Source organism: Saccharopolyspora pogona, from assembly GCF_014697215.1.
Taxonomy (GTDB): domain Bacteria; phylum Actinomycetota; class Actinomycetes; order Mycobacteriales; family Pseudonocardiaceae; genus Saccharopolyspora; species Saccharopolyspora hattusasensis.
The window spans coordinates 1,184,208-1,202,836 of sequence record NZ_CP031142.1; the positions used below are offsets into that span (position 1 = coordinate 1,184,208).

At 71.7% G+C, this 18,629-nt stretch carries 17 protein-coding genes; 7 read left to right on the plus strand and 10 right to left on the minus strand.

Going from position 1 to position 18,629, the window contains the following annotated elements:
* The first annotated feature begins 29 nt into the window (after window positions 1-29).
* The 3 genes from shc to hpnH are packed head-to-tail and all read left to right on the plus strand — an operon-like array spanning window position 30 to window position 3,554.
* On the plus strand, window positions 30-1,919 hold the full coding sequence (gene shc, locus DL519_RS05005) for a squalene--hopene cyclase (protein WP_223840208.1): 1,890 nt from the start codon (window positions 30-32) through the stop codon (window positions 1,917-1,919).
* Between the two features lies 1 nt (window position 1,920).
* Window positions 1,921-2,553, plus strand: a complete 633-nt coding sequence (locus DL519_RS05010) for a phosphorylase family protein (RefSeq protein ID WP_190813086.1) — start codon at window positions 1,921-1,923, stop codon at window positions 2,551-2,553.
* Window positions 2,553-3,554, plus strand: a complete 1,002-nt coding sequence (gene hpnH / locus DL519_RS05015; protein WP_190813087.1) for an adenosyl-hopene transferase HpnH — start codon at window positions 2,553-2,555, stop codon at window positions 3,552-3,554. Before DL519_RS05010 ends, hpnH begins: the two co-directional genes overlap by 1 nt.
* A 47-nt stretch (window positions 3,555-3,601) precedes the next feature.
* Here the strand turns inward: hpnH and DL519_RS05020 are convergent, their stop codons facing one another.
* The 4 genes from DL519_RS05020 to DL519_RS05035 form a co-directional block, all read right to left on the minus strand.
* Window positions 3,602-4,327, minus strand: a complete 726-nt coding sequence (locus tag DL519_RS05020; RefSeq protein WP_190813088.1) for an SDR family NAD(P)-dependent oxidoreductase — start codon at window positions 4,325-4,327, stop codon at window positions 3,602-3,604.
* Entirely contained in the window at window positions 4,318-5,244 is a 927-nt protein-coding gene (locus DL519_RS05025) for a DMT family transporter (RefSeq protein ID WP_190813089.1), read from the minus strand. Before DL519_RS05025 ends, DL519_RS05020 begins: the two co-directional genes overlap by 10 nt.
* The gene (locus DL519_RS05030) at window positions 5,241-7,616 is read right to left on the minus strand and encodes a wax ester/triacylglycerol synthase domain-containing protein (protein ID WP_190813090.1); all 2,376 of its coding nucleotides are present in this window, start codon (window positions 7,614-7,616) and stop codon (window positions 5,241-5,243) included. Before DL519_RS05030 ends, DL519_RS05025 begins: the two co-directional genes overlap by 4 nt.
* Before the next feature lie 131 nt (window positions 7,617-7,747).
* Window positions 7,748-8,377, minus strand: coding sequence for a carbonic anhydrase (locus DL519_RS05035; RefSeq protein ID WP_190813091.1), 630 nt, complete (start codon window positions 8,375-8,377; stop codon window positions 7,748-7,750).
* A gap of 138 nt (window positions 8,378-8,515) precedes the next feature.
* Between DL519_RS05035 and DL519_RS05040 the strand changes: the two genes are divergently transcribed.
* Window positions 8,516-9,046, plus strand: coding sequence for a Chromate resistance protein ChrB (locus DL519_RS05040; protein WP_190813092.1), 531 nt, complete (start codon window positions 8,516-8,518; stop codon window positions 9,044-9,046).
* Between the two features lie 37 nt (window positions 9,047-9,083).
* A complete protein-coding gene (locus DL519_RS05045; RefSeq protein ID WP_190813093.1) occupies window positions 9,084-10,256 on the plus strand; it encodes an MFS transporter in 1,173 nt (390 codons plus the stop codon).
* Between the two features lie 109 nt (window positions 10,257-10,365).
* Here DL519_RS05045 and DL519_RS05050 read toward each other — a convergent pair whose 3' ends face one another.
* The 3 genes from DL519_RS05050 to DL519_RS48385 form a co-directional block, all read right to left on the minus strand.
* Window positions 10,366-11,907 carry an LCP family protein gene (locus DL519_RS05050; protein ID WP_190813094.1) on the minus strand — a complete coding sequence of 514 codons (1,542 nt, stop codon included), beginning with the start codon at window positions 11,905-11,907 and terminating at the stop codon, window positions 10,366-10,368.
* A 172-nt stretch (window positions 11,908-12,079) separates the two neighbouring features.
* Window positions 12,080-12,646 carry a GNAT family N-acetyltransferase gene (locus DL519_RS05055; protein WP_190813095.1) on the minus strand — a complete coding sequence of 189 codons (567 nt, stop codon included), beginning with the start codon at window positions 12,644-12,646 and terminating at the stop codon, window positions 12,080-12,082.
* Window positions 12,647-12,754: 108 nt separating this feature from the next.
* A complete protein-coding gene (locus DL519_RS48385) occupies window positions 12,755-12,877 on the minus strand; it encodes a hypothetical protein (protein WP_263399577.1) in 123 nt (40 codons plus the stop codon).
* Between the two features lie 39 nt (window positions 12,878-12,916).
* Here DL519_RS48385 and DL519_RS05060 point away from each other — a divergent pair, with 39 nt between their 5' ends.
* On the plus strand, window positions 12,917-13,315 hold the full coding sequence (locus DL519_RS05060) for a DUF5313 family protein (protein ID WP_190813096.1): 399 nt from the start codon (window positions 12,917-12,919) through the stop codon (window positions 13,313-13,315).
* Between the two features lie 7 nt (window positions 13,316-13,322).
* Here the strand turns inward: DL519_RS05060 and DL519_RS05065 are convergent, their stop codons facing one another.
* On the minus strand, window positions 13,323-14,147 hold the full coding sequence (locus DL519_RS05065; RefSeq protein ID WP_223838453.1) for a universal stress protein: 825 nt from the start codon (window positions 14,145-14,147) through the stop codon (window positions 13,323-13,325).
* Window positions 14,148-14,267: 120 nt separating this feature from the next.
* Between DL519_RS05065 and ilvA the strand changes: the two genes are divergently transcribed.
* Window positions 14,268-15,518 (plus strand): threonine ammonia-lyase IlvA, encoded by a 1,251-nt coding sequence (gene ilvA, locus DL519_RS05070; RefSeq protein WP_190813098.1) that lies wholly within the window; start codon window positions 14,268-14,270, stop codon window positions 15,516-15,518.
* A gap of 444 nt (window positions 15,519-15,962) precedes the next feature.
* On the opposite strand, the gene DL519_RS05075 is transcribed toward ilvA, so the two are convergent.
* Both DL519_RS05075 and DL519_RS05080 read right to left on the minus strand, forming a co-directional pair.
* Window positions 15,963-17,843: a sensor histidine kinase gene (locus DL519_RS05075; RefSeq protein WP_190813099.1), complete on the minus strand. Its 1,881-nt coding sequence runs from the start codon at window positions 17,841-17,843 to the stop codon at window positions 15,963-15,965.
* Window positions 17,827-18,534 carry a response regulator transcription factor gene (locus DL519_RS05080; RefSeq protein WP_190813100.1) on the minus strand — a complete coding sequence of 236 codons (708 nt, stop codon included), beginning with the start codon at window positions 18,532-18,534 and terminating at the stop codon, window positions 17,827-17,829. Before DL519_RS05080 ends, DL519_RS05075 begins: the two co-directional genes overlap by 17 nt.
* Window positions 18,535-18,629: the final 95 nt, after the last annotated feature.

Below are 18,629 nucleotides of genomic sequence, written 5' to 3' on the forward strand. Positions count from 1 at the left end.
ATCAGTTGCAGCAGCCCATCCGCACCGGCGTGGTTTCCGCTTCCGCCGCGCTAGCCGATGCCCGGACCGCGCTGGCCGCCGGCCGCGACTACCTGCTTTCCCTCCAGCACCCCGACGGTTGGTGGAAGGGCGAGCTGGAGACCAACGTGACGATGGACGTCGAGGACCTGCTGCTGCGGCAGTTCCTGGGCATCCGCACCGCCGCCGAGACCGAGCAGGCCGCCCGCTGGATCCGCGCACAGCAGCGCCCCGACGGCACCTGGGCGAACTTCTACGGCGGACCCGGCGACCTGTCCACCACGGTGGAGGCCTACACGGCACTCAAGCTCGCCGGTGACGACGTCGACGCCGAGCACATGGCGGTGGCGCGCGACTGGATCCTGGCGCGTGGCGGGCTGGAGGCCACCCGGGTGTTCACCCGGATCTGGTTGGCGCTGTTCGGCGAATGGTCCTGGGACGAACTGCCCGCGATGCCGCCGGAACTCGTGCTGCTGCCGAAGTGGTTCCCGCTGAACGTCGCGGACTGGGGGTGCTGGGCGCGGCAGACCGTCGTCCCGCTGACCGTGGTGTGCACGCTGCGGCCATGCCGGAACCTCGGCATCGACGTGCGCGAACTGCGCACCGGACGCGCGGCGGAACGGGTCCGTCCACAGTGGTCGTGGAAGTACGGTTTCCACGCCCTGGGCCGGGTTCTGGACGGCTACCACCGACGCCCGCTCAAGGCGCTGCGCAAGCACGCGATGCTGCGCGCGGCGGAGTGGATCGTGGCGCGGCAGGAAGCCGACGGCTCCTGGGGCGGGATCCAGCCGCCGTGGGTGTACTCGCTGCTGGCGCTGCACCTGCTCGGCTACCCGCTGGACCACCCGGTGCTGCGGCACGGGCTCGCCGGGTTGGAGGGTTTCCTGATCCGCGAGCAGACCCCGGCCGGTCCGGTGCGGCGGCTGGAGGCCTGCCAGTCCCCGGTGTGGGACACCGTGCTCGGCATGCAGGCGCTGCGCGATGCGGGGGTGCCCGCCGACCACCAGTCGCTGCGCCGGGCGACCGATTTCCTGCTGGCCGAGGAGATCCGGGTCAAGGGCGACTGGTCGGTGCGCCGCCCGGACCTGCCGCCCGGAGGAGGCTGGGCGTTCGAGTTCGACAACGACGGCTACCCGGACATCGACGACACCGCCGAAGCGCTGCTCGCGCTGAACCGGATCGAGCACCCGGACCGGGAGGCGGTGCGCGGCGCCATCGAGCGCGGTGTCCGCTGGTTGCGCGGCATGCAGTCCCGCGACGGCGGCTGGGGCGCCTTCGACGCCGACAACACCCGGGCGCTGGTGCGCAAGCTGCCGTTCTGCGATTTCGGCGAGGTGATCGACCCGCCGTCGGCCGACGTGACGGCGCACGTGGTGGAGGCGCTGGCCGCGCTGGGGCACGACGACCGGGTGCTGCGACGGGGCGTGAAGTGGCTGCTGGACAACCAGGAGAAGGACGGGTCCTGGTTCGGCCGTTGGGGCGCGAACCACGTTTACGGCACCGGAGCCGTGGTCCCGGCGCTGGTCCGGGCGGGCCTCGAACCCGATCACCGGCCGCTGCGGCGGGCGGTGCGGTGGCTGGAACGCCACCAGAACGCCGACGGTGGCTGGGGCGAGGACCTGCGTTCCTACCGCGACTCGGAGTGGATCGGCCGGGGCGATTCCACGGCGTCGCAAACCGGCTGGGCGTTGCTGGCGCTGCTGGCGGTGGGCCGGCACGGCACCGACGCGGTGCACCGCGGCGTGCAGTACCTGGCCCGCACCCAGCGGGTGGACGGCGGTTGGGACGAACCGCAGTTCACCGGCACCGGGTTCCCCGGCGACTTCTACATCAACTACCACCTGTACCGGGTGATCTTCCCGCTCACCGCGCTCGGGCGGTACCAACGTGCTGGGGACTGAGATGACTGCGATGCGGCTGCTGGTCTGCGCCCCGCTGGGCATCGAAGCCCGAGCCCTGCGGGCGGCCCTGGGCCCCGGAACCGTGCACCGCACGGGCTACGGGCCGCGCCGCAGCGCCCGCAGCGCGGCCTCGCTCGCCGGGGTGGACTTCGACGTATTGGTCGTCGCTGGGCTCGCCGGCGGGGTCGGCGCCGAGGTCTGCACCGGCGATGTGATCGTGGCCGATGAGCTCCGCGGTCAGCGCGGCACCGTGCTCTGCCCAGCGGCACCGTCGTTGGCAGCGGAGTTGCGCCGCGCCGGGTTCCCGGTGCGTTGCGGGCCGATTGCCACTGCCGGTCGCGTGGTGCACGGCGCCCAGCGCGCCGAGCTGGCCCGTGCCGGGGTGCTCGCCGTCGACATGGAGTCGGCAGTGCTGGCCGAGGCAGCAGGGGGACGTCCACTCGGCGTCGTGCGGGTCGTGGTGGACACCGCACGGCAACCACTGCTCCGGCCCGGCACGCCGGATCGCGCGCTGACCGCGCTCGCCCGGCTGCACGCCATCGGCTCGTGCCTGCCGCGGTGGGGCCGCGCCGTCCTGCGGGAGCGCACCGTCCCGCCGGAGATCCGATCCGCCGCACCCGAGGAGGTGTCCTGATGGGCATTCCGATGCGCCAGGCGATCCGCGTCGGCGCTTACCTGGTGAAGCAGAAGCTCGCGCGCCGCGAGAAGTTCGCCCTGACCTTGGAGCTGGAGCCGCTGTTCGCGTGCAACCTGGCCTGCGCGGGCTGCGGCAAGATCCAGCACCCGGCGAGCGTGCTCAAGCAGCGGATGCCGGTCGAGCAGGCCGTCGCGGCGGTGGAGGAGTGCGGCGCGCCGGTGGTGTCCATCGCCGGCGGCGAGCCGCTGATGCACCCCGAGATCGAGCTCATCGTCGACGAGCTCGTCAGGCGCAAGAAGTTCGTCTACCTGTGCACCAACGCGCTGCTGCTGCCCCGCAAGATCGACAAGTTCCGGCCGTCGCCGTACTTCGCGTGGGCCGTGCACATCGACGGGCTGGCGGAGCGGCACGACGAGTCGGTGTGCAAGCAGGGCGTGTTCGCGCAGGCGGTGGACAACATCAAGGAGGTCCAGCGGCGCGGGTTCCGGGTGACCACCAACTCGACGTTCTTCACCTCCGACACCCCGCAGTCGGTCATCGAGGTGCTGGAGTACCTCAACAACGACCTCCGGGTCGACCAGATGATGCTGTCGCCGGCCTACGCCTACGACAAGGCACCCGACCAGGAGCACTTCCTGGGCGTGACGGAGACCCGCGAGCTGTTCCGGAAGGTCTTCGCCGACGGGCGACGCAAGAAATGGCGCTTCAACCACTCGCCGCTGTTCCTGGACTTCCTGGAGGGCAAGGTCGACTTCAAGTGCACGGCCTGGGCCATCCCGTCGTACTCGCTGTACGGCTGGCAGCGCCCGTGCTACCTGATGAACGACGGCTACGCGGGGAGCTACCAGGAGCTGCTGGCCGACACCGACTGGTCCGCCTACGGGCGCGGCCGTGATCCGCGCTGCGCCAACTGCATGGCGCACTGCGGCTACGAACCGACCGCCGTGCTGGCGACCATGGGCTCGCTACGCGAGTCGATCCGCGCGTTGCGGGGGTGACTGATAAGAAAGTGCGCAGTTTTGCGTGGCGGTGCGGGTGGCGGGACTCAGCCGAAGCGGCGGGCGAGGCGGTGGAACGTGCCGGGCAGCAAGCCCTGCAGCCGAGCGGGCGCGGTGAGCCACTTCGGGACGAACACCTCTTCCGCGTCCCGTTCCACGCCGCGCACCAGCGCCTCGGCCACTTCCTGCGGGCTGACGATCCGCGGGAAGCGGCGGTCGTAGCGGCGCCCGGCGAAGAAGGGCGTGTGGACCGCGCCGGGGAACACCGTGGTCACGCCGATCCCGTCGCAGTAACGGAGGCTCGCGCCGAAGGCACGCAAGCCCGCTTTGGTCGCCGAGTAGACCGCCTCGCCGGGCACGCCCACCATGGCGATCGAGGCGACGAACACGACGTGCCCGCATCGCTGCCGTAGGTCGGGGAGCGCCGCGCGGGTCAGCAGCATCGGCGCGGTCAGGTTCACCGCCGTCAGCGCCTCGATCCGCTCCGGCGGCATCGCGCTCAGGTCTCCGGCCCAGCCAATGCCCGCGCTGTGCACCAGCAGATCGACCTCGCGGGCGGCCGCGGCGGCCCGGTCGAGCCCGGCCGGATCGGTCAGGTCGGCGGGCACCGGTTCGCCACCGGTGCGCTCGGCGACCTCGGCAAGCCGGTGCTCGTCGCGGCCGACCAGCAGGAGCCGGCACCCGCGGGAGCTCAGCTCGGCGGCGGTCGCCGCGCCGATGCCCGAGGACGCGCCCGTCACCAGCGCGGTGCGCCCGCGCACCGTCAGCCCCACGACGAATCCGTCGTGCCGTCGTTGCGCTCGCGTTCCTCCATCGCCCGGCGCAGCTGCTCGCCCCGGCGGGTAAGTACCACGATCCCGCCGATGATCACCACGACGGAGATCACCTCGCCGACCAGGATCGCGGGGGAGGACTCGATGCGTTCGCCCAGCCAGTTCACCCCGATCGCGGCCGCCACCAGCGGATCCACCGTGGTGATCACGGCCAGCGCGGGCGACATCAACCGGCCCCGCTGGAAGGTCTGCTGGCTCAGCAGGAACCCCATCGGCCCGATCACGCACACCGCGTACAGCGACCAGTGGTGGAACGGCTCGGCGAGCCCGCCGCTGCGGAAGTGCCCAGCCACGACCTTGATCAAACCGGCGGTCACGCCGTAGAACACGCCGGTGGCCACTGCCATGCCGATCACCCCGACCTCGCCGGGCAGCCACCGCGCGGCCAGCAGCGAGACCACTATGAGCAGCCCGAGCGCCAGCGCCAACGGCAGGATCGACGCCCCGGTGAACTCGTTGCCCTGCCCGGACGGCCGCCCCAGCACCAGGAACGCGGACAGCCCGCCGACGCAGGCCAGCCCTCCCAGCGCCAGCACCAGGTCCATCTTGCGGTGCGCCAGCCATGCCGCGAACGCCGCGCCGAAGAGCACCGAGGTCACCAGCAACGGCTGCACCAGCACCAGCGGGCCGAAGGCCAGCGCCACCACCTGCAGCGACAGCCCGATGATCACGGTGCCGATGCTGAGCACCCAGATCGGCTTGCGGACGAGGTCGAACAGCAAGCGGGGGCTCAGCGTGCGCACCTTCGGCACCTGCTTGGTGACGCGGTGCTGGATCGCGCTGGCGAGCCCGAAACTGGCCGCACCTAGGACGGCCGCTGGAACGGCCACGACGAGCACGGTGCCCTGCGCGCTCACCGCCGGTCTCCTCGCAGCTCGGCGAAGGCGTCGCGGAGGTGACCGGCGAGCTCGGTGGCCTCCGGCGCCAGCCCGGTGTCGGTGGTGATCCCGAACCCGATCCGCTCGCCCCAGCTGACAGCGCCGATCGCCACGCCCACGCCGTCTGCCAGCGACAGCACCGGCACGACGCCCGCGATCAGCGTCTGGCCGAGGTGGGTCGGACGACGCCGTCCCGGCATCACGGACACCACGGCGTTGAAGAAGCGACGCTGGTAGATCTGCCGCACGACCCAAGCGTGCAGCGGCGCGGGCAGCACGCCAAGTGCCGCGAGCACGGCGCTGGCAGCGGCGGGCTGGCCGGTGCGGTCCGGCTCGGCAAGTTTGGCGGTGACCTCGGCGAGGCGGCGAGCCGGCGGCATCGGCCCGACCGGCAGGTCGAGCGACAGCGAAACGGTGTGGTTGCCGGGCGCGCCGGTGCCCGCGCCACCCCGCCCGGTGCGTGCGGTGCGCGGCACCATGACCCGGAATCGTTGGCCCGGTGTGGTGTCGCCGAGTGTCCGGTGCAGCGCCTCGGCCACCATGCCGAGTAGGAACGCCGTGCTGCTCACCCCGTGCGAGCGTGCGCAGGCGCGTGCTTCGGCGGCCGGGAGCTCGACGTCCGCGTACGACCGGTTCGGCGTGCTGCGCCCTGCCAGATGGCTGGTCGGCGCGGGTCCGGCACCGGCTAGGCTCACCAATCCGCGCGCGACCGTCCCGGCCCGGCGGTACCACGGCTGGTCGGCGCGACTCGGCGATGTCGCCGCGTGTGGGCCGTCGCTGAGCAACCGCAGCAGCGTGCTGGTCACCGCGACACCGTCGCCCAGCGCGTGGTGCATCTTCGCCAGCAACGAGGCGTGGCCGGCGCCGGCGTCGTTGAGCAGCAGCAGTTCCCAGGGCGGCTGGTCGGTGCGCACCGGGGTGCCGAAGAACTCCTCGATGACCGGGTCCGCGCTCTGCCCGCTGTTCAGCTCGCGGCACCGCAGATGATCACCGACGTCGACCGCGTCGCTGTGAATCCACTGTGGCCGACGACCACGCCGAACGATCAGCCGTCGGGTCAGCATCGGCAATCCCGCCGCACGTTGGGAGATTCGCCGACCGACTTCTTCGCAGAGGTCCGATGTGGACCGCTTCGGTCCTTCCATGCGCAGGATCGCGCCGGTGTGCTGGGAGACGACCGGGGTAGTGGCGTACACGAAGAACGCGTCCTGCGGGCGCAGCGGGCGGCGGCCGTGGTGGCGGGGCAGGTGCGCCAGCGCGGCCACCTGGTCGGCGAAGTCGGCGGCCTGGCTGTGCTTGAGCGCCCGGTGTTCCCGCTGCGCGAGCTCGTCCGGCTCGGCCGCCCAGCGGCGCAACGTCCCGGTCAGATCGCTCTCCCGCGGGCACAGCTCGGCCAGCTCGGCGCCGGCCATCAGCTCGGCGTTCGCGCGCCCGTGCCCGGCGATCGGTTCGAACATCACCACGGCGCGCCCGCAGGCCAGCGCCTCCAGCGCCGTGGCCCCGCCCGCGTTGGTCACCACCACGTCCGCGGTGGCCGTCAAACCGGGCATGTCATCGACCCAGCCCAGCGCGACGATCCGATCGTCCGCGCGGTCGGCGAAGCGCCGTCGCAGCGCGGCGTTGCGACCGCAGACCACGACGACGCGCTCGACCCCCTTGGCCAGCAGTGCCGCATCCACTGCGCGCTCGACGGAACCGAACCCGAGCGAGCCGCACGAGATCAGTACGGTGAAACCGGATTCCGGGAGCCCGAACGACCGCCGCGCCGCGGCCCGGTCGGCGGGCCGGAACGACGACACGACCGGCGGCACGCAGACCGCGCCGACGGCGTCCGGTTCCGCCCGCCGCATCGCCCGCAGGCTCGCCTCGCTCATCACGTAGTGCAGGTCGACCTCCGGGTAGACCCAGAACGGGTGCGGCGAGAAGTCCGACACGACCGCCGCCACCGGCACGTCCAGGCGGCCCCGGCGGCGCAGCCAGTCGAGCCCGGCGGTGCCCAGCGGATAGGTCGAGACGATCAGTTCCGGGGCGTGCTCGGCGATGGCCCGGCGCAGCAGCCGCCCGCTCCACGCGCCGACGAACCGGCGGGAGGCGTTGGCGAACCAGCGGTAGCGCCACAGCGACTCGTAGAAGAAGTCGTAGAGCCACGGCGTTGATTCGACGTTGGTGACGTAGATCCAGTTGAACGTCGCGGGCACCCACCGGCCCATCGCGCGCAAGGCGTCCAACCAGGCGATCTCGCACCCCGGCCACACCTGGCGGGCCGCCTCCTCGACGGCGCGGGCGGTCGCGTTGTGGCCCTCGCCGATGGTGGCGCTGATAAGTAGCACTCGACGCGGCTGGACGGTCACCAGGCTGGATCCTTTCGCCCGATCCGTTCCTTCGCAGGCTAACGTGATCGACCGGGATCGGCTGGCCGAGCGGCCAGGCCCAGCGATGTCCGAAGTGGACGCCAGCAGGCGGCCACAGTGGATCCCGGGGGTCAGTCCGCGGGCAGCAGCGGGCCGTGGCTGCCGACGAGCCGGACGGTGCCGTCGATGAGGCGGTAGGAGAGCCCGGCGATCGCGCAGCGACCCTCGGCCACCGCGTTGGCCAGCAGCGCGGAGCGCTCCAGCATCAGGTCACCGGTGCGCTGGATGTGCACGTCCACGATGTCGTCGACCTCGGTGGCGCCGCCGGCGCGGGCGGCCAGCACGCTCGGCGTCACCCGCTCCACGACGTCGCGGATGTAGCCGCGCGGCGCGGTGCCTTCGATGCACGCTTCCCGTGCGGCCGTGACCGCGCCGCAAGAGTCGTGTCCGAGCACCACGACCAGGGGCGCGCCGAGCACGCCGACGCCGTATTCGATGCTGCCGAGCACCTCGGAGCCGATGACGTGCCCCGCCGTGCGGACCACGAACAGGTCGCCGAGCCCCTGGTCGAAGATGATCTCGGCGGCCAGCCGGGAGTCGGAGCAGCCGAAGAGGACCGCGAAGGGCCGCTGTGCCGGAGCCAGGGCGGCGCGGTGGTCGGCGTCCTGATTCGGGTGCAGGCGCGCGTTGTCGACGAACCGCCGGTTGCCCTCCAGCAGTACTTCGTAGGCTTCGGTGGGCGAGGACGGCGGATTCGGCATGTCGAAAAACTACCGCACGCAGGTTCGAAGCGATGCCGCTCAAGCCCCCATATGGGCGACGTCACGTCGGCCGCGCGGCGTAGCAGGAGTTGCGATGTAACGCGTGATACATTCATCCTCGTGACGGACGTGCAGGTGATGAGGTGGCTGGTTCTCGTCGTGCGGCTGCCCGCGCAGCCGTCGCGGCACCGCGTGGCGGTGTGGCGGGAGTTGCGCCGGGTCGGGGCGCTCTCGCTGGGCCAGGGCACCTGGACGCTGCCGGACGTGCCTGGCGTCGCCGCCGGCGTGGCGCGGGCCATCGAGCTCGCCGAGCGGGGCTCCGGTGAGGTCGTGGTGCTGGCTGCCACGGGGCGCGACGAACCCGATTCGGCGCGGCTGACGGAGATGTTCACCGCCGAGCGGCAGGAGGAGTGGGCGGAGTTCCTGGCCGACTGCGGCAAGTTCGACGCCGAGATCGACAAGGAACTGCGCAACGGCAAGCTGACCATGGCCGAGCTGGAAGAGGAGGAGCAGAGCCTGGATCGGCTGCGCCGTTGGTACCGCGAGCTAAAGGCGCGCGACGTGTTCGGCGCCCCGGCGGCCGCCGATGCCCAGCAGCAGCTGCAGCACTGCGCCGACCGGTTGGCCGACTACACCGAGCAGGTCTTCCGAGCACTGCACCAGATGTGACCAAACGCGCCGAAATGGACGACGAGGAGGTGGCCGGATGTCCGGCACCGAGCCGGTGACCGGTCAACGCGCCGGGCAGGTTCTCCCGCTGTACGCGGCCGGATTCGTGACCGCCTTCGGCGCGCACAGCATCGCCGCCGGGCTGGGCGCCTACACCGGTTTCGCGTCCCTGCTGGCGCTGGGCCTGCTGCTGGCCGTCTACGACGGCGCCGAGGTAGTCCTCAAGCCGGTCTTCGGCGCGGTCACCGACCGGATCGGCCCGCGACCGGTGCTGTTCGGCGGGCTGCTCGCGTTCGCGGCGGCCTCGGCGGCGTTCGTCCTCGCCGGTGACCCGGCTGCGGTCGGCCTCGCGCGCTTCGGCCAGGGCGCGGCGGCCGCCGCGTTCTCCCCGGCCGCGGGGGCGCTGATCGCCCGGCTGGCGCCGGACTCCCAGCACGGCCGCGCGTTCGGCAGCTACGGCGCCTGGAAGGCCCTCGGGTACGCCCTCGGCCCGGTCCTCGGCGGCGTTCTGATCACCTTCGGCGGGTTCGACCTGCTCTTCGGCACGCTCGCCGGGCTCGCGCTCGCGGTGCTCGCGTGGGCGGTGCTGGCCGTGCCGGCGGTGCCGCCGCTGCCGCGGACCCGCCAAACCCTGTTCGACCTGGCCCGCCGGTTGGCCGCTCCCGGGTTCCTGCGGCCGACCGCGGCGCTGGCGGGCGCGACGGCGGCGCTGGCGGTGGGCGTCGGGTTCCTGCCGGTGGTGGGCGCGGCCGGTGGGCTGGGCCCGTTGGCAACCGGCGCGGCGGTGTCGGTGCTCGCGGCGACCGCGGCGTTGGTGCAGCCGTGGACCGGCCGAGCGCGCGACGCGGGGCGGCTGCCCGATGTGCCCGGCATGGCCGGTGGCCTCGCGGTCGCGGTTGTCGGGTTGCTCGTGGCTGCGGTCGTTCCCGGGCTGCCCGGGGTCCTCGTGGCCGCCGTTGCGATCGGTTTCGGCACCGGGGTCGTGACACCGTTGGGTTTCGCGCACCTGGCCGCCTCGACGCCGCGGGAGCGGCTTGGCCAGACGATGGGTTCGGCGGAGGTCGGGCGCGAACTGGGCGACGCGGGCGGCCCGCTACTGGTCGGCGTGCTCGCCGCCGCTGCCTCCCTGGGGTGGGGCCTGACCGGTCTGGCGGTCGTCCTGTCGATGCTGGTCGTGGCATTGTGGGTGGGCACCGCGACCCGCCGGTGAGCGGTTTTTGATCTCGCAACTACCACCGCTGCGGCGTATCGTTGTTCAGCGGTGATTTGGTCGGTGGTGAGACGGGCGAGGGGGCCGCCTCACCACCGGCGCTTTCCGGTCAGTTGACGCACGGGACGCCGTTTGCGGTGATCGAGTCCGGGGTGGAACCAGTGTTCTGCTGCCGGTGCGACCCGTCGAGCTGCACGGCGCGCGGCGGCGCGAAGCCAGGCGCGGCGGGCCCGTGGTAGTCGCCGCCGATGACCACCTGGACCCGGCCGCGGGGCATGGACTCGCCGGACTCGATCGGCAGGCCCCCCAGCAGCGCCGCGATCCGGTTGGCGTCGGCGTCGCCCTCCGGGCCGTGGCGCACCACGGACTTGGTCCGCGCGGGCGCGTTGCCGGCCTGGCCCACCTGCTCGCCCCGGTTGGCGAGCTCGGTCCGCACGCGCTGGGCCAGCCCCGGTGTCTTCGTCGCGTTCAGCACGTCCACCCTCGCGGCCGCGGACTGGGACTTCGTCTCGCCGGGCTGCCCGGCTTCGGCCGTCGACGGGTCGATCGTGCTGCTGATCGCGGCCTTCACCTTGCGGGGATCGACCAGGATGGCGTCGCCGTCCTCCGGGGTCTGGTAGTCGGCGTTCTCGATGGGGATGGTGGTGAACCGGACCGCGCCGCCGGCGAGTCCGCGCAGCCGGTCGGCGAACGCCAGTACGTCCCAATCCCGGTCCAGCACCACGGATTCCTGCAGCGACCCGATCAGTTCGCGCAGCCGAGACGGGTTGGCCAGCACACCGCCGGAGAGCACCGATTGCGTGAGCCCGGCCAGGAAGGCCTGCTGGCGCACGACGCGGTCCAGGTCGCCGCGCGGCAGCCCGTGTCGCTGGCGCACGAATGCGAGCGCATCCGGGCCGGAGATCGTCTGTGGCCCGGCTGGGAAGTTCGCGCCCGAGTAGGAGTCCCGGGCGGGCGCCAGCAAGCACACCGGGACGCCGCCGACGGCCTCCGTGATCCGCGCGAAGCCGAGCAGGTTGACCTCGGCGTAGTGGTCGACCGACACGCCGGTCAGCTGCTCGACGGTGCGCACCAGCAGCTTCCGCCCGGCGTCGCCGCCGAGCCGCGCCAGCTCTGCGGGGTCGGCGGTGCCGCGCTTGGTCTGCGCCGCGATGGCGTCGTCCTTGCCCCTGCCGTATGCAGAATTGATCTTGTGGCGGCCGAAGCCCGGGATCTGCACGTAGGCGTCGCGGGGGAAGGAGAACCCGACGGCGCTGGATCCGTCGTTGGGGATGTGCAGCAGGATGATCGTGTCGGTCAGCGCCGCGTCGTTGGCCCCGGCGTGCAACTCCCGGAGCACGTTCTCGGGCAGCGGTTTGCCGTGCGCGTCGGTTCGGCTGTCCATGCCGACCAGCAGGATGTCGGTCGCCCCGTCGGCCCCGGCCCCGTCGGTGACGTCGCTGGTCGCGAGGCCGTCGAGCAGGTGCCGGTAGTTGGACCACGCGTATCCCGTCACCGCCAGGACCAGCACGGACAGCACGGTCACCGCGGCGCGAGCGCTGGCGCGGGCGCGGTCCGCCGACCGGCTGCGGGCCGGCGGGCGGCGCGGTGCGGTGGGCCGGCGGCTCGCGGGCCTGCGGGCGGCCGCTCGGGCGTTGCGGTGCGGTGGCACGGATACCTCCGGCGGGTGCGCCCCAGGCGCTGCTCGGACCTCGGTGACGCCTTCAGCATCCCACTCACCAGGGCATTCAGCAGATCATCCGATAGCGGATGATCTGACGACGCACGGTAACAGATGTGTTCGTCCACTGCGGACAGTGCGAAAGGCCACAGTGGATTTTCGGTCAGTCCTGGGGTGCGCCGGGAGTCGGTCCGCTGGGCAGGTCCCCCTGCCGGATGCGGTAGACCTGCAGCGAGGTGTCGTAGTACTTGGTGGTTTCGCCGACCCACTCCATGCCGATGCGTTCGGCGGTGGCGATGGCGCGGGTGTTGTCCGGCAGCGCCAGGCCGAAGACCGCGTCGATGTCGAAGGTGAACGCCCAGCGCAGCAGCGCGGCGGCGGCCTCGGCGGCGTAGCCGTGGCCCCAGACCTCCGGGTGCAGTTGCCAGATCAGCTCCAGGTCGTGGTCGTACGGTGGGAGCATTCGCAGCACCAGCCCGCCGACCACCAGGTCGTCGGACCGGCGCTGCATCGCCCACCGCCCGGTGGGCGGCACCAGGTTCGGCTGCGACTCGATCCAGGCGTGCACGACGGCGCGCATCGCGGCGAGATCGGCGACGTTGGCGACGACCGGTGTGAGCCACTCGGTCACCTCCGGGCGGCCGTAGAGCGCGAGCGCGGCCTGCACGTCGCTGTCGCTGGTAGTCCAGTCGCGCACGATCAGGCGGTCGGTTGTCAGGAGAGGCTGCATGGTGGCCACCGCCTTCGGCGACGCTGGGGGGAGGCGCTCCTGATTCTAGTTCGCGCACGTCGGCGGATATTATGCTGATTACACCTATTTCTTCAGTGCTGATTGAATTTAACGGTAGTGGACGCGGCCGCCGACCGGGTTCGCGCGGTCGTGCTCGGCAAACTGGTCGCGGATCGCGCCTTCGAGGTCCTCGACCGCGTCGGCGGCGAACCGCTGCTCGATCGGGATCATCCTGGGGAGTGCGGAAGGGGCCGGTCGTAGGCTGGGCGAATGCCAGTGAAACGCCCGAATCCCGCCCGGTGGTTGCACTACCAGTACGGCGGCAAGCTCCCCGAGCGCCACCGGGAGTGGGTGCTGCGCGAAGCCACTTGCAAGACGTGGGTACTGCGGGTGCTGATCCGGGGCCTGATCCAGATCGCGCCGCTGGGACTCGCGTTGTTCCTCGGACTCGGCCTGCTGGGCGGGTCGTGGCCGATCGCCGCGGGCGCGCTGCTGCTGGGCATCCTCGTGGTGGGTCGGATCGTGGTGACCAGCGCGGTGGACAGCGTCGACGCGCGGCTCGTCCGCTATGGCTATCCACCCGGGCACGGCTCGGCGGTTCGGAGGCAGCGCGATGCCGACGCCGCCGAGCGCTACCGCGCCGTCTGGCGCCAGCCGCCGCAGGCGTAGCGCGAACTTACCCGCCGAGGGTGCGGATCACCGCCACCGGGCACGGTGCGTGGTGCAGGACGCCGTTGGCGACCGAGCCGAGAAGCAGTCCCGCGAAGCCACCACGGCCGCGGTGACCGACCACGAGCAGCTGAGCCTGCCGGGCGGCCTCGCACAGCGTCGCGACGGGATGCTGGTTGGCCACCTCGCGCCGCACCGTGACGTCCGGGTAATCAGCGCACCAGCCGGAGAGCTGTTCGGCGAGGTGCAGGTCGGCCCGGTTCTGGATCTCCTGCCGGTCGGGCAGGGGATAGGTGCCGACGGTGAAGAAAGCATCGGGCAGCGCCTGCACCGCGATTAGGCCGGTGTGCCGCCGGTTCGCGGCGTCGAAGGCGTAGTGCACCGCGACGTGGCTCCCCGGCGAGTTGTCGACACCGACGACGACCGGGCCTGACGCCGCTGCGACACCGCGCACCACGACGACCGGGCTGCGGGCGTGCGCGGCCACCGAAGTGCTGATCGCGCCGAGCAGCACGTCCCGGAACACGCCGTGCCCGCGAGATCCGACGACGACCACCTGGGCGCTTTCGGAGCGGTGGACCAGTTCTTCGGCCGGGTGTCCGACGGCGACCTCATCGGTGATCGTCAGCTCGGGCCGCGCGCGGTGGCAGCGCTCGGCGATGTCGCGGACCGCCTGCTTGGCGAACCCTTCCCGCGCGGGATCGTCGTTGACCACGACCAGGTGCACCGGAATGGCCAACCGCGTCGCCTCGGCGGTGGCCCACAGCGCCGCCTGCGCGGACGATTCCGAACCGTCGACTCCCACCACGACCGACTGCTGCGTCCTGGCCATCTCCAACCGCCTCCTCAGCACCACCATGCGCATCCGCCAGCGCGCGGTAGTAGGGCCGATGGGCCCCGCGCCGACGCACCCGAACGGAGGCTTGCCGACCAGCGCATTTAGTATCGGTCGGTGTCCGATGAGCTGACTCCCGCAGCGATCTTCCGCGCCGGTACCCGCCTGCGGCAGGTGGTCCGACGAACTCCGTTGGAAACGAGCAGCCGCCTGACCGGCGAACTTGGCGTCCCGGTTCGGTTCAAGCGGGAGGATCTGCAGGTCTGCCGCTCCTACAAGGTGCGCGGCGCGTACAACCTGATCTCCTCGCTCGACGCGGACGAGCGCAAGCGCGGGGTGGTGTGCGCGAGCGCCGGCAACCACGCGCAAGGCGTGGCGTTCGCCTGCCGCGAGCTGAAGATCAAGGGCCGGGTGCACCTGCCGGCGAACACGCCTCGGCAGAAGCGCAGGCGGATCGCCGAGATCGGTGGCGAATGGGTCGAGCCGGTGATCACGGGCAGCTCCTTCGACGAGGCCAGCGCGGCGTCCAAAGAGGACAGCGAGCGCACCGGTGCGGTCTACGTGCACCCCTTCGACGACCCGCGGACCATCGCCGGGCAGGGCACGGTCGGACTGGAGATCGCGGAGCAGCACGACGGCCCGATCGACACCGTGATCGTCCCGGTCGGCGGCGGCGGGCTGCTGGCCGGTGTGGTGCTGTGGCTCAAGGAGCATTTCCCCGAGGTGCGGGTGATCGGGGCCGAGCCGGCCGGGGCGGCCAGCATGCGCGCCGCTCTGGACCATGGCAGGCCGATCGCCCTGCCGTCGGTCGACACCTTCGTCGACGGCGCTGCGGTCGGGCGCGTCGGCGAAGCCGGCTTCCGCGTGGTGCGCGAACTGGTCGACGAACTGGTGGCGGTGCCCGAAGGCGCGGTGTGCACCGAGATGATCGAGCTGTACCAGACCGAGGGGATCATCGCCGAGCCCGCCGGGGCGCTGGCCAGCGCGGCGGCCCGGATGCCGCTGGTGCGCCCGCCCCGGGGACCGGTGGTGTGCGTGGTTTCCGGCGGCAACAACGACCTCAGCCGCTACGGCGAGGTCGTCGAACGCTCGTTGGTGCACGAAGGGCTCCTGCACTACTTCCTGGTCACGTTCCCGCAGGAACCGGGAGCGCTGCGGCACTTCCTGGACAATGTGCTCGACGACGGCCAGGACATCGTCGCGTTCGAGTACGTGAAGAAGAACAACAGGGAGACCGGCCCGGCGCTGGTCGGCATCGAGCTCGACCGCGCCGACGAGCTGGACGGTCTGCTGACGCGGATGAAGGGCTCCCCGCTGCAGATCGAGCAGGTCTCCCCGGGCTCCCCGCTGTTCTCGTTCCTGGTCTGACCTGACTGTTCCAGGCTCGCCCTGCGTGGCGGTGCGGGTCAGGCGGGCCGAGGACGAAGTCGAAGTTAGCGATCTTGCCGTTCGGACCGTCCTCGATCGCCATCAGCAGCGCCGGGTCGACGATCTGGTCCCAGTTGTTGCCGGGCTCGCCGGGGAAGCCCAGCTGCGTGGTGAGGATCGGCTGGTTGGGCGCCTGGAGCTTGACGTGGTAGTGCCGCGTGCGGCCCGGGTACAGCCCGGCCACGAGGGTGTCGAGCCGGCAGCGGCCCTGGGCGTCGGTGAACTGGTGGCCGCCGTGGCCGGAATCCGGTGTCGTCCTACACTCCGGCATCGTCGGCCTGCCAGAAGTCCAGGGTGCCTCGACCGCGGAAAGCATGAACCCGGGTAGGCAAAGGCATTACGGCGCAAGGGAGAGAAGTCGTTCGGGTAGGCGGTGCTACGCCGTTAGGCGTTGGTCGCCGGCAGGCTGATGGTGAAGGTCGTGCCCGCGCCCACTGTGCTGTGCACCGAGATGCCGCCGTCGTGCACGTCCACGAGGTGGTGGGTGATCGCCAAGCCGAGGCCGCTGCCGCCGCCGTGCCGGTTGCGGGACTTGTCCGCCCGCCAGAAGCGGTCGAACACGTGCGGCAGCGAATCCGGGTCGATCCCGACGCCGGTGTCGGCCACGTCGATCAGCACTTCGCCGCCGGCGCGCCGAGCCCACAGCGTGACCCGGCCGCCCGACGGCGTGTAGCGCAGCGCGTTGAAAACGAGGTTGCCCAGCGCCTGGCGAAGCCTGGTCGGGTCGGCGGTGAGGTCGGGGTCGTCGTCGACTGCGACGGTCAGCTCGACGCCGCCCGCGTCGGCCCGGCCCCGGTGCGAAGCGGCGACCTGAGCCAGGATCGCGCCGACGTGCACGGGTTCCGGGTACACGCGGAGCTTTCCGGCATCGGCCAGGGCTAGGTCCTGCAGGTCGTCGATCAGGTGCTGCAACAGCAGGGTTTCCTCCAGCAGCGAGGCCACCAGCGGTTGGTCCAGGGTCGCCACGCCGTCCTGGGCGGCTTCCAGCCAGCCGCGGACGTTCACCAGCGGGGTGCGCAGTTCGTGCGCGATGTCGCTGACCATCGTCTTGCGTTGCTGCTCGGTGCGCTCGACCTGCGCGGACATCGCGTTGAACGCGGCCGCGAGCTCCCCGATCTCGCCGCGCGCCTTGGTGTCCACCCGCGCGGACCGGTCGCCGTCGCCCATCTTCCGCGCTGCGGCGGTGATCGCGTCGATGGGGCGGACCAGGCGGCTGGCGGCGAGCGCAGTCAGGCCGACCGTCAGCACCAACACCACCAGGGCGGTCCACGCGATCCGCGAAGCGCCCACAGTGGACAGATCGGTCGGGGCGTTGTTCCCTCCGGGCCTGGTGATGAACAGTTGCGCGGCGGGGGAGACGTAGGGGCCGAGTTGCTCGCGGCGCCCGGCGTCCACGCAGCGCTTGGAGTCCGAGTCCGCGCGCAGCTCGTCCGGCGAGCTCACCGCGACCGCCTCGGCGGCCAGCGGCTCCATTCCCTGCCTGGTCAGGCAGGCGTTGACCAGGGACAGCAGTTCGGAGTTCGCCTTGCGCTCGGTGTCGGTCAACTCCAACGGCGCGGTGCAGGACTCCGCCAGTGTGGTGGACGGGGCCTGGGTACTGGGCGGAGCGGGGGCGGCTCTGGGCTCGGCGGGAGCGACGCTGGGCGGGGCGGGTGGTGTGGGGGTGCTCGTCGGCTCCTGTTCGGCCCTCCTGGTCCTCGTTGCGGACTCGTTGTCCGCGGTGAGCTGGACGTCCGGGCGCCCGTTGGGGCGTTCGACGATCGTGCCGTCGCTGCCGGTCAGCTGCAGGCACGTCAACTGCCGCTGCGCGGATTGGCGCAGCGAGTCGCGCTCGGCGTCGGTCAGCCGGTACGGGCCGACGGCGCGCGAGTCGATGCCGGAGGTTGACGCATCGGGTTTGAGGACCGGGTCGACGGCGAGCGGATCGACCACCGCGGACGGCGTTTCCGGCAGCGGAGCGTCCTGCGGGCCGCCGGAGTCGGCGATCGGTGCCCGCGTCGAGGTCGTCAGCGTGATGCGCCGCCCGGTCTGCGCGGACAGGTCCGCCACCACCCGCTGGACCCCGGACCACTGCGGATGTGTGGCCGCGTAGCCGAGCAGCGAGTCGTAGATCTTGGCGTCGGTGGCGAGGGTTTCGCCGAGCTCCTGGTTGATCGCGCCGCTGGTGCTCTGCGCGGCCAGCCACGCGGTGGCACCGATGGAGCCGATGGCCACGACCACCGACATCGCCAGCAGCCGGGCGAGCAAGCTATGCCGGCGTGCCATCGGCGGAGATGTCCTGGAGCTTGTAGCCGACGCCGTAGACGGTGAGCAGGTGCACCGGTCTTCGCGGATCCGGTTCGAGCTTGCGGCGCAGGTTCATCACGTGCACGTCGACGGTGCGTTCGGTGACGAACTTGTCCATGCCGAAGGCCTGGCTGAGCAGTTGCCCGCGGGTGAAGGCGCGGCCGGGTTCGGCGGCCATAACCGCGAGCATCCGGAACTCCGCGGGGGTGCAGTCCAGCGCGGTGCCGCCGAGCGTGACCTCGTGGCGCTGCTGGTCCACCACCAGGTCCCCGACGCGCAGCGGCTGCTGCCCGCCGTCCTGGGCGCGGCGGGTCCGGCGCAGGATCGCGCGGATCCGGGCCGCGAGCTGCCGAGGGCTGTAGGGCTTGGTCACGTAGTCGTCGGCGCCGAGGTCCAGGCCGAGCAGCACGTCGTCCTCCGTGGTCCGCGCGGTGAGCAGCACGATCGGGACGTCCGATTCGGCCCGCAGGACGCGGCACACGTCCAGGCCGTCGACCTTGGGCATCATCACGTCGAGCACGATCAGATCGGGTTCGCGCCGCCGCGCTTCGTCGATCGCCGCGCGCCCGTCGTGCACGACGACCACGCGGTGGTTGTCGTGCTCCAAGTAGCGCCGGACCAGTTCGGCCTGTTTCGGATCGTCCTCGGCTACCAACACTTGTGCGCTCACGTCGCGCATTATCGCTTTCCGCTGCCTGGACTGGTGATCAGCCCACGGCATCTTGACCGTGCCTGAACAGGATCTTCACATTTCAGCGGTGCGGC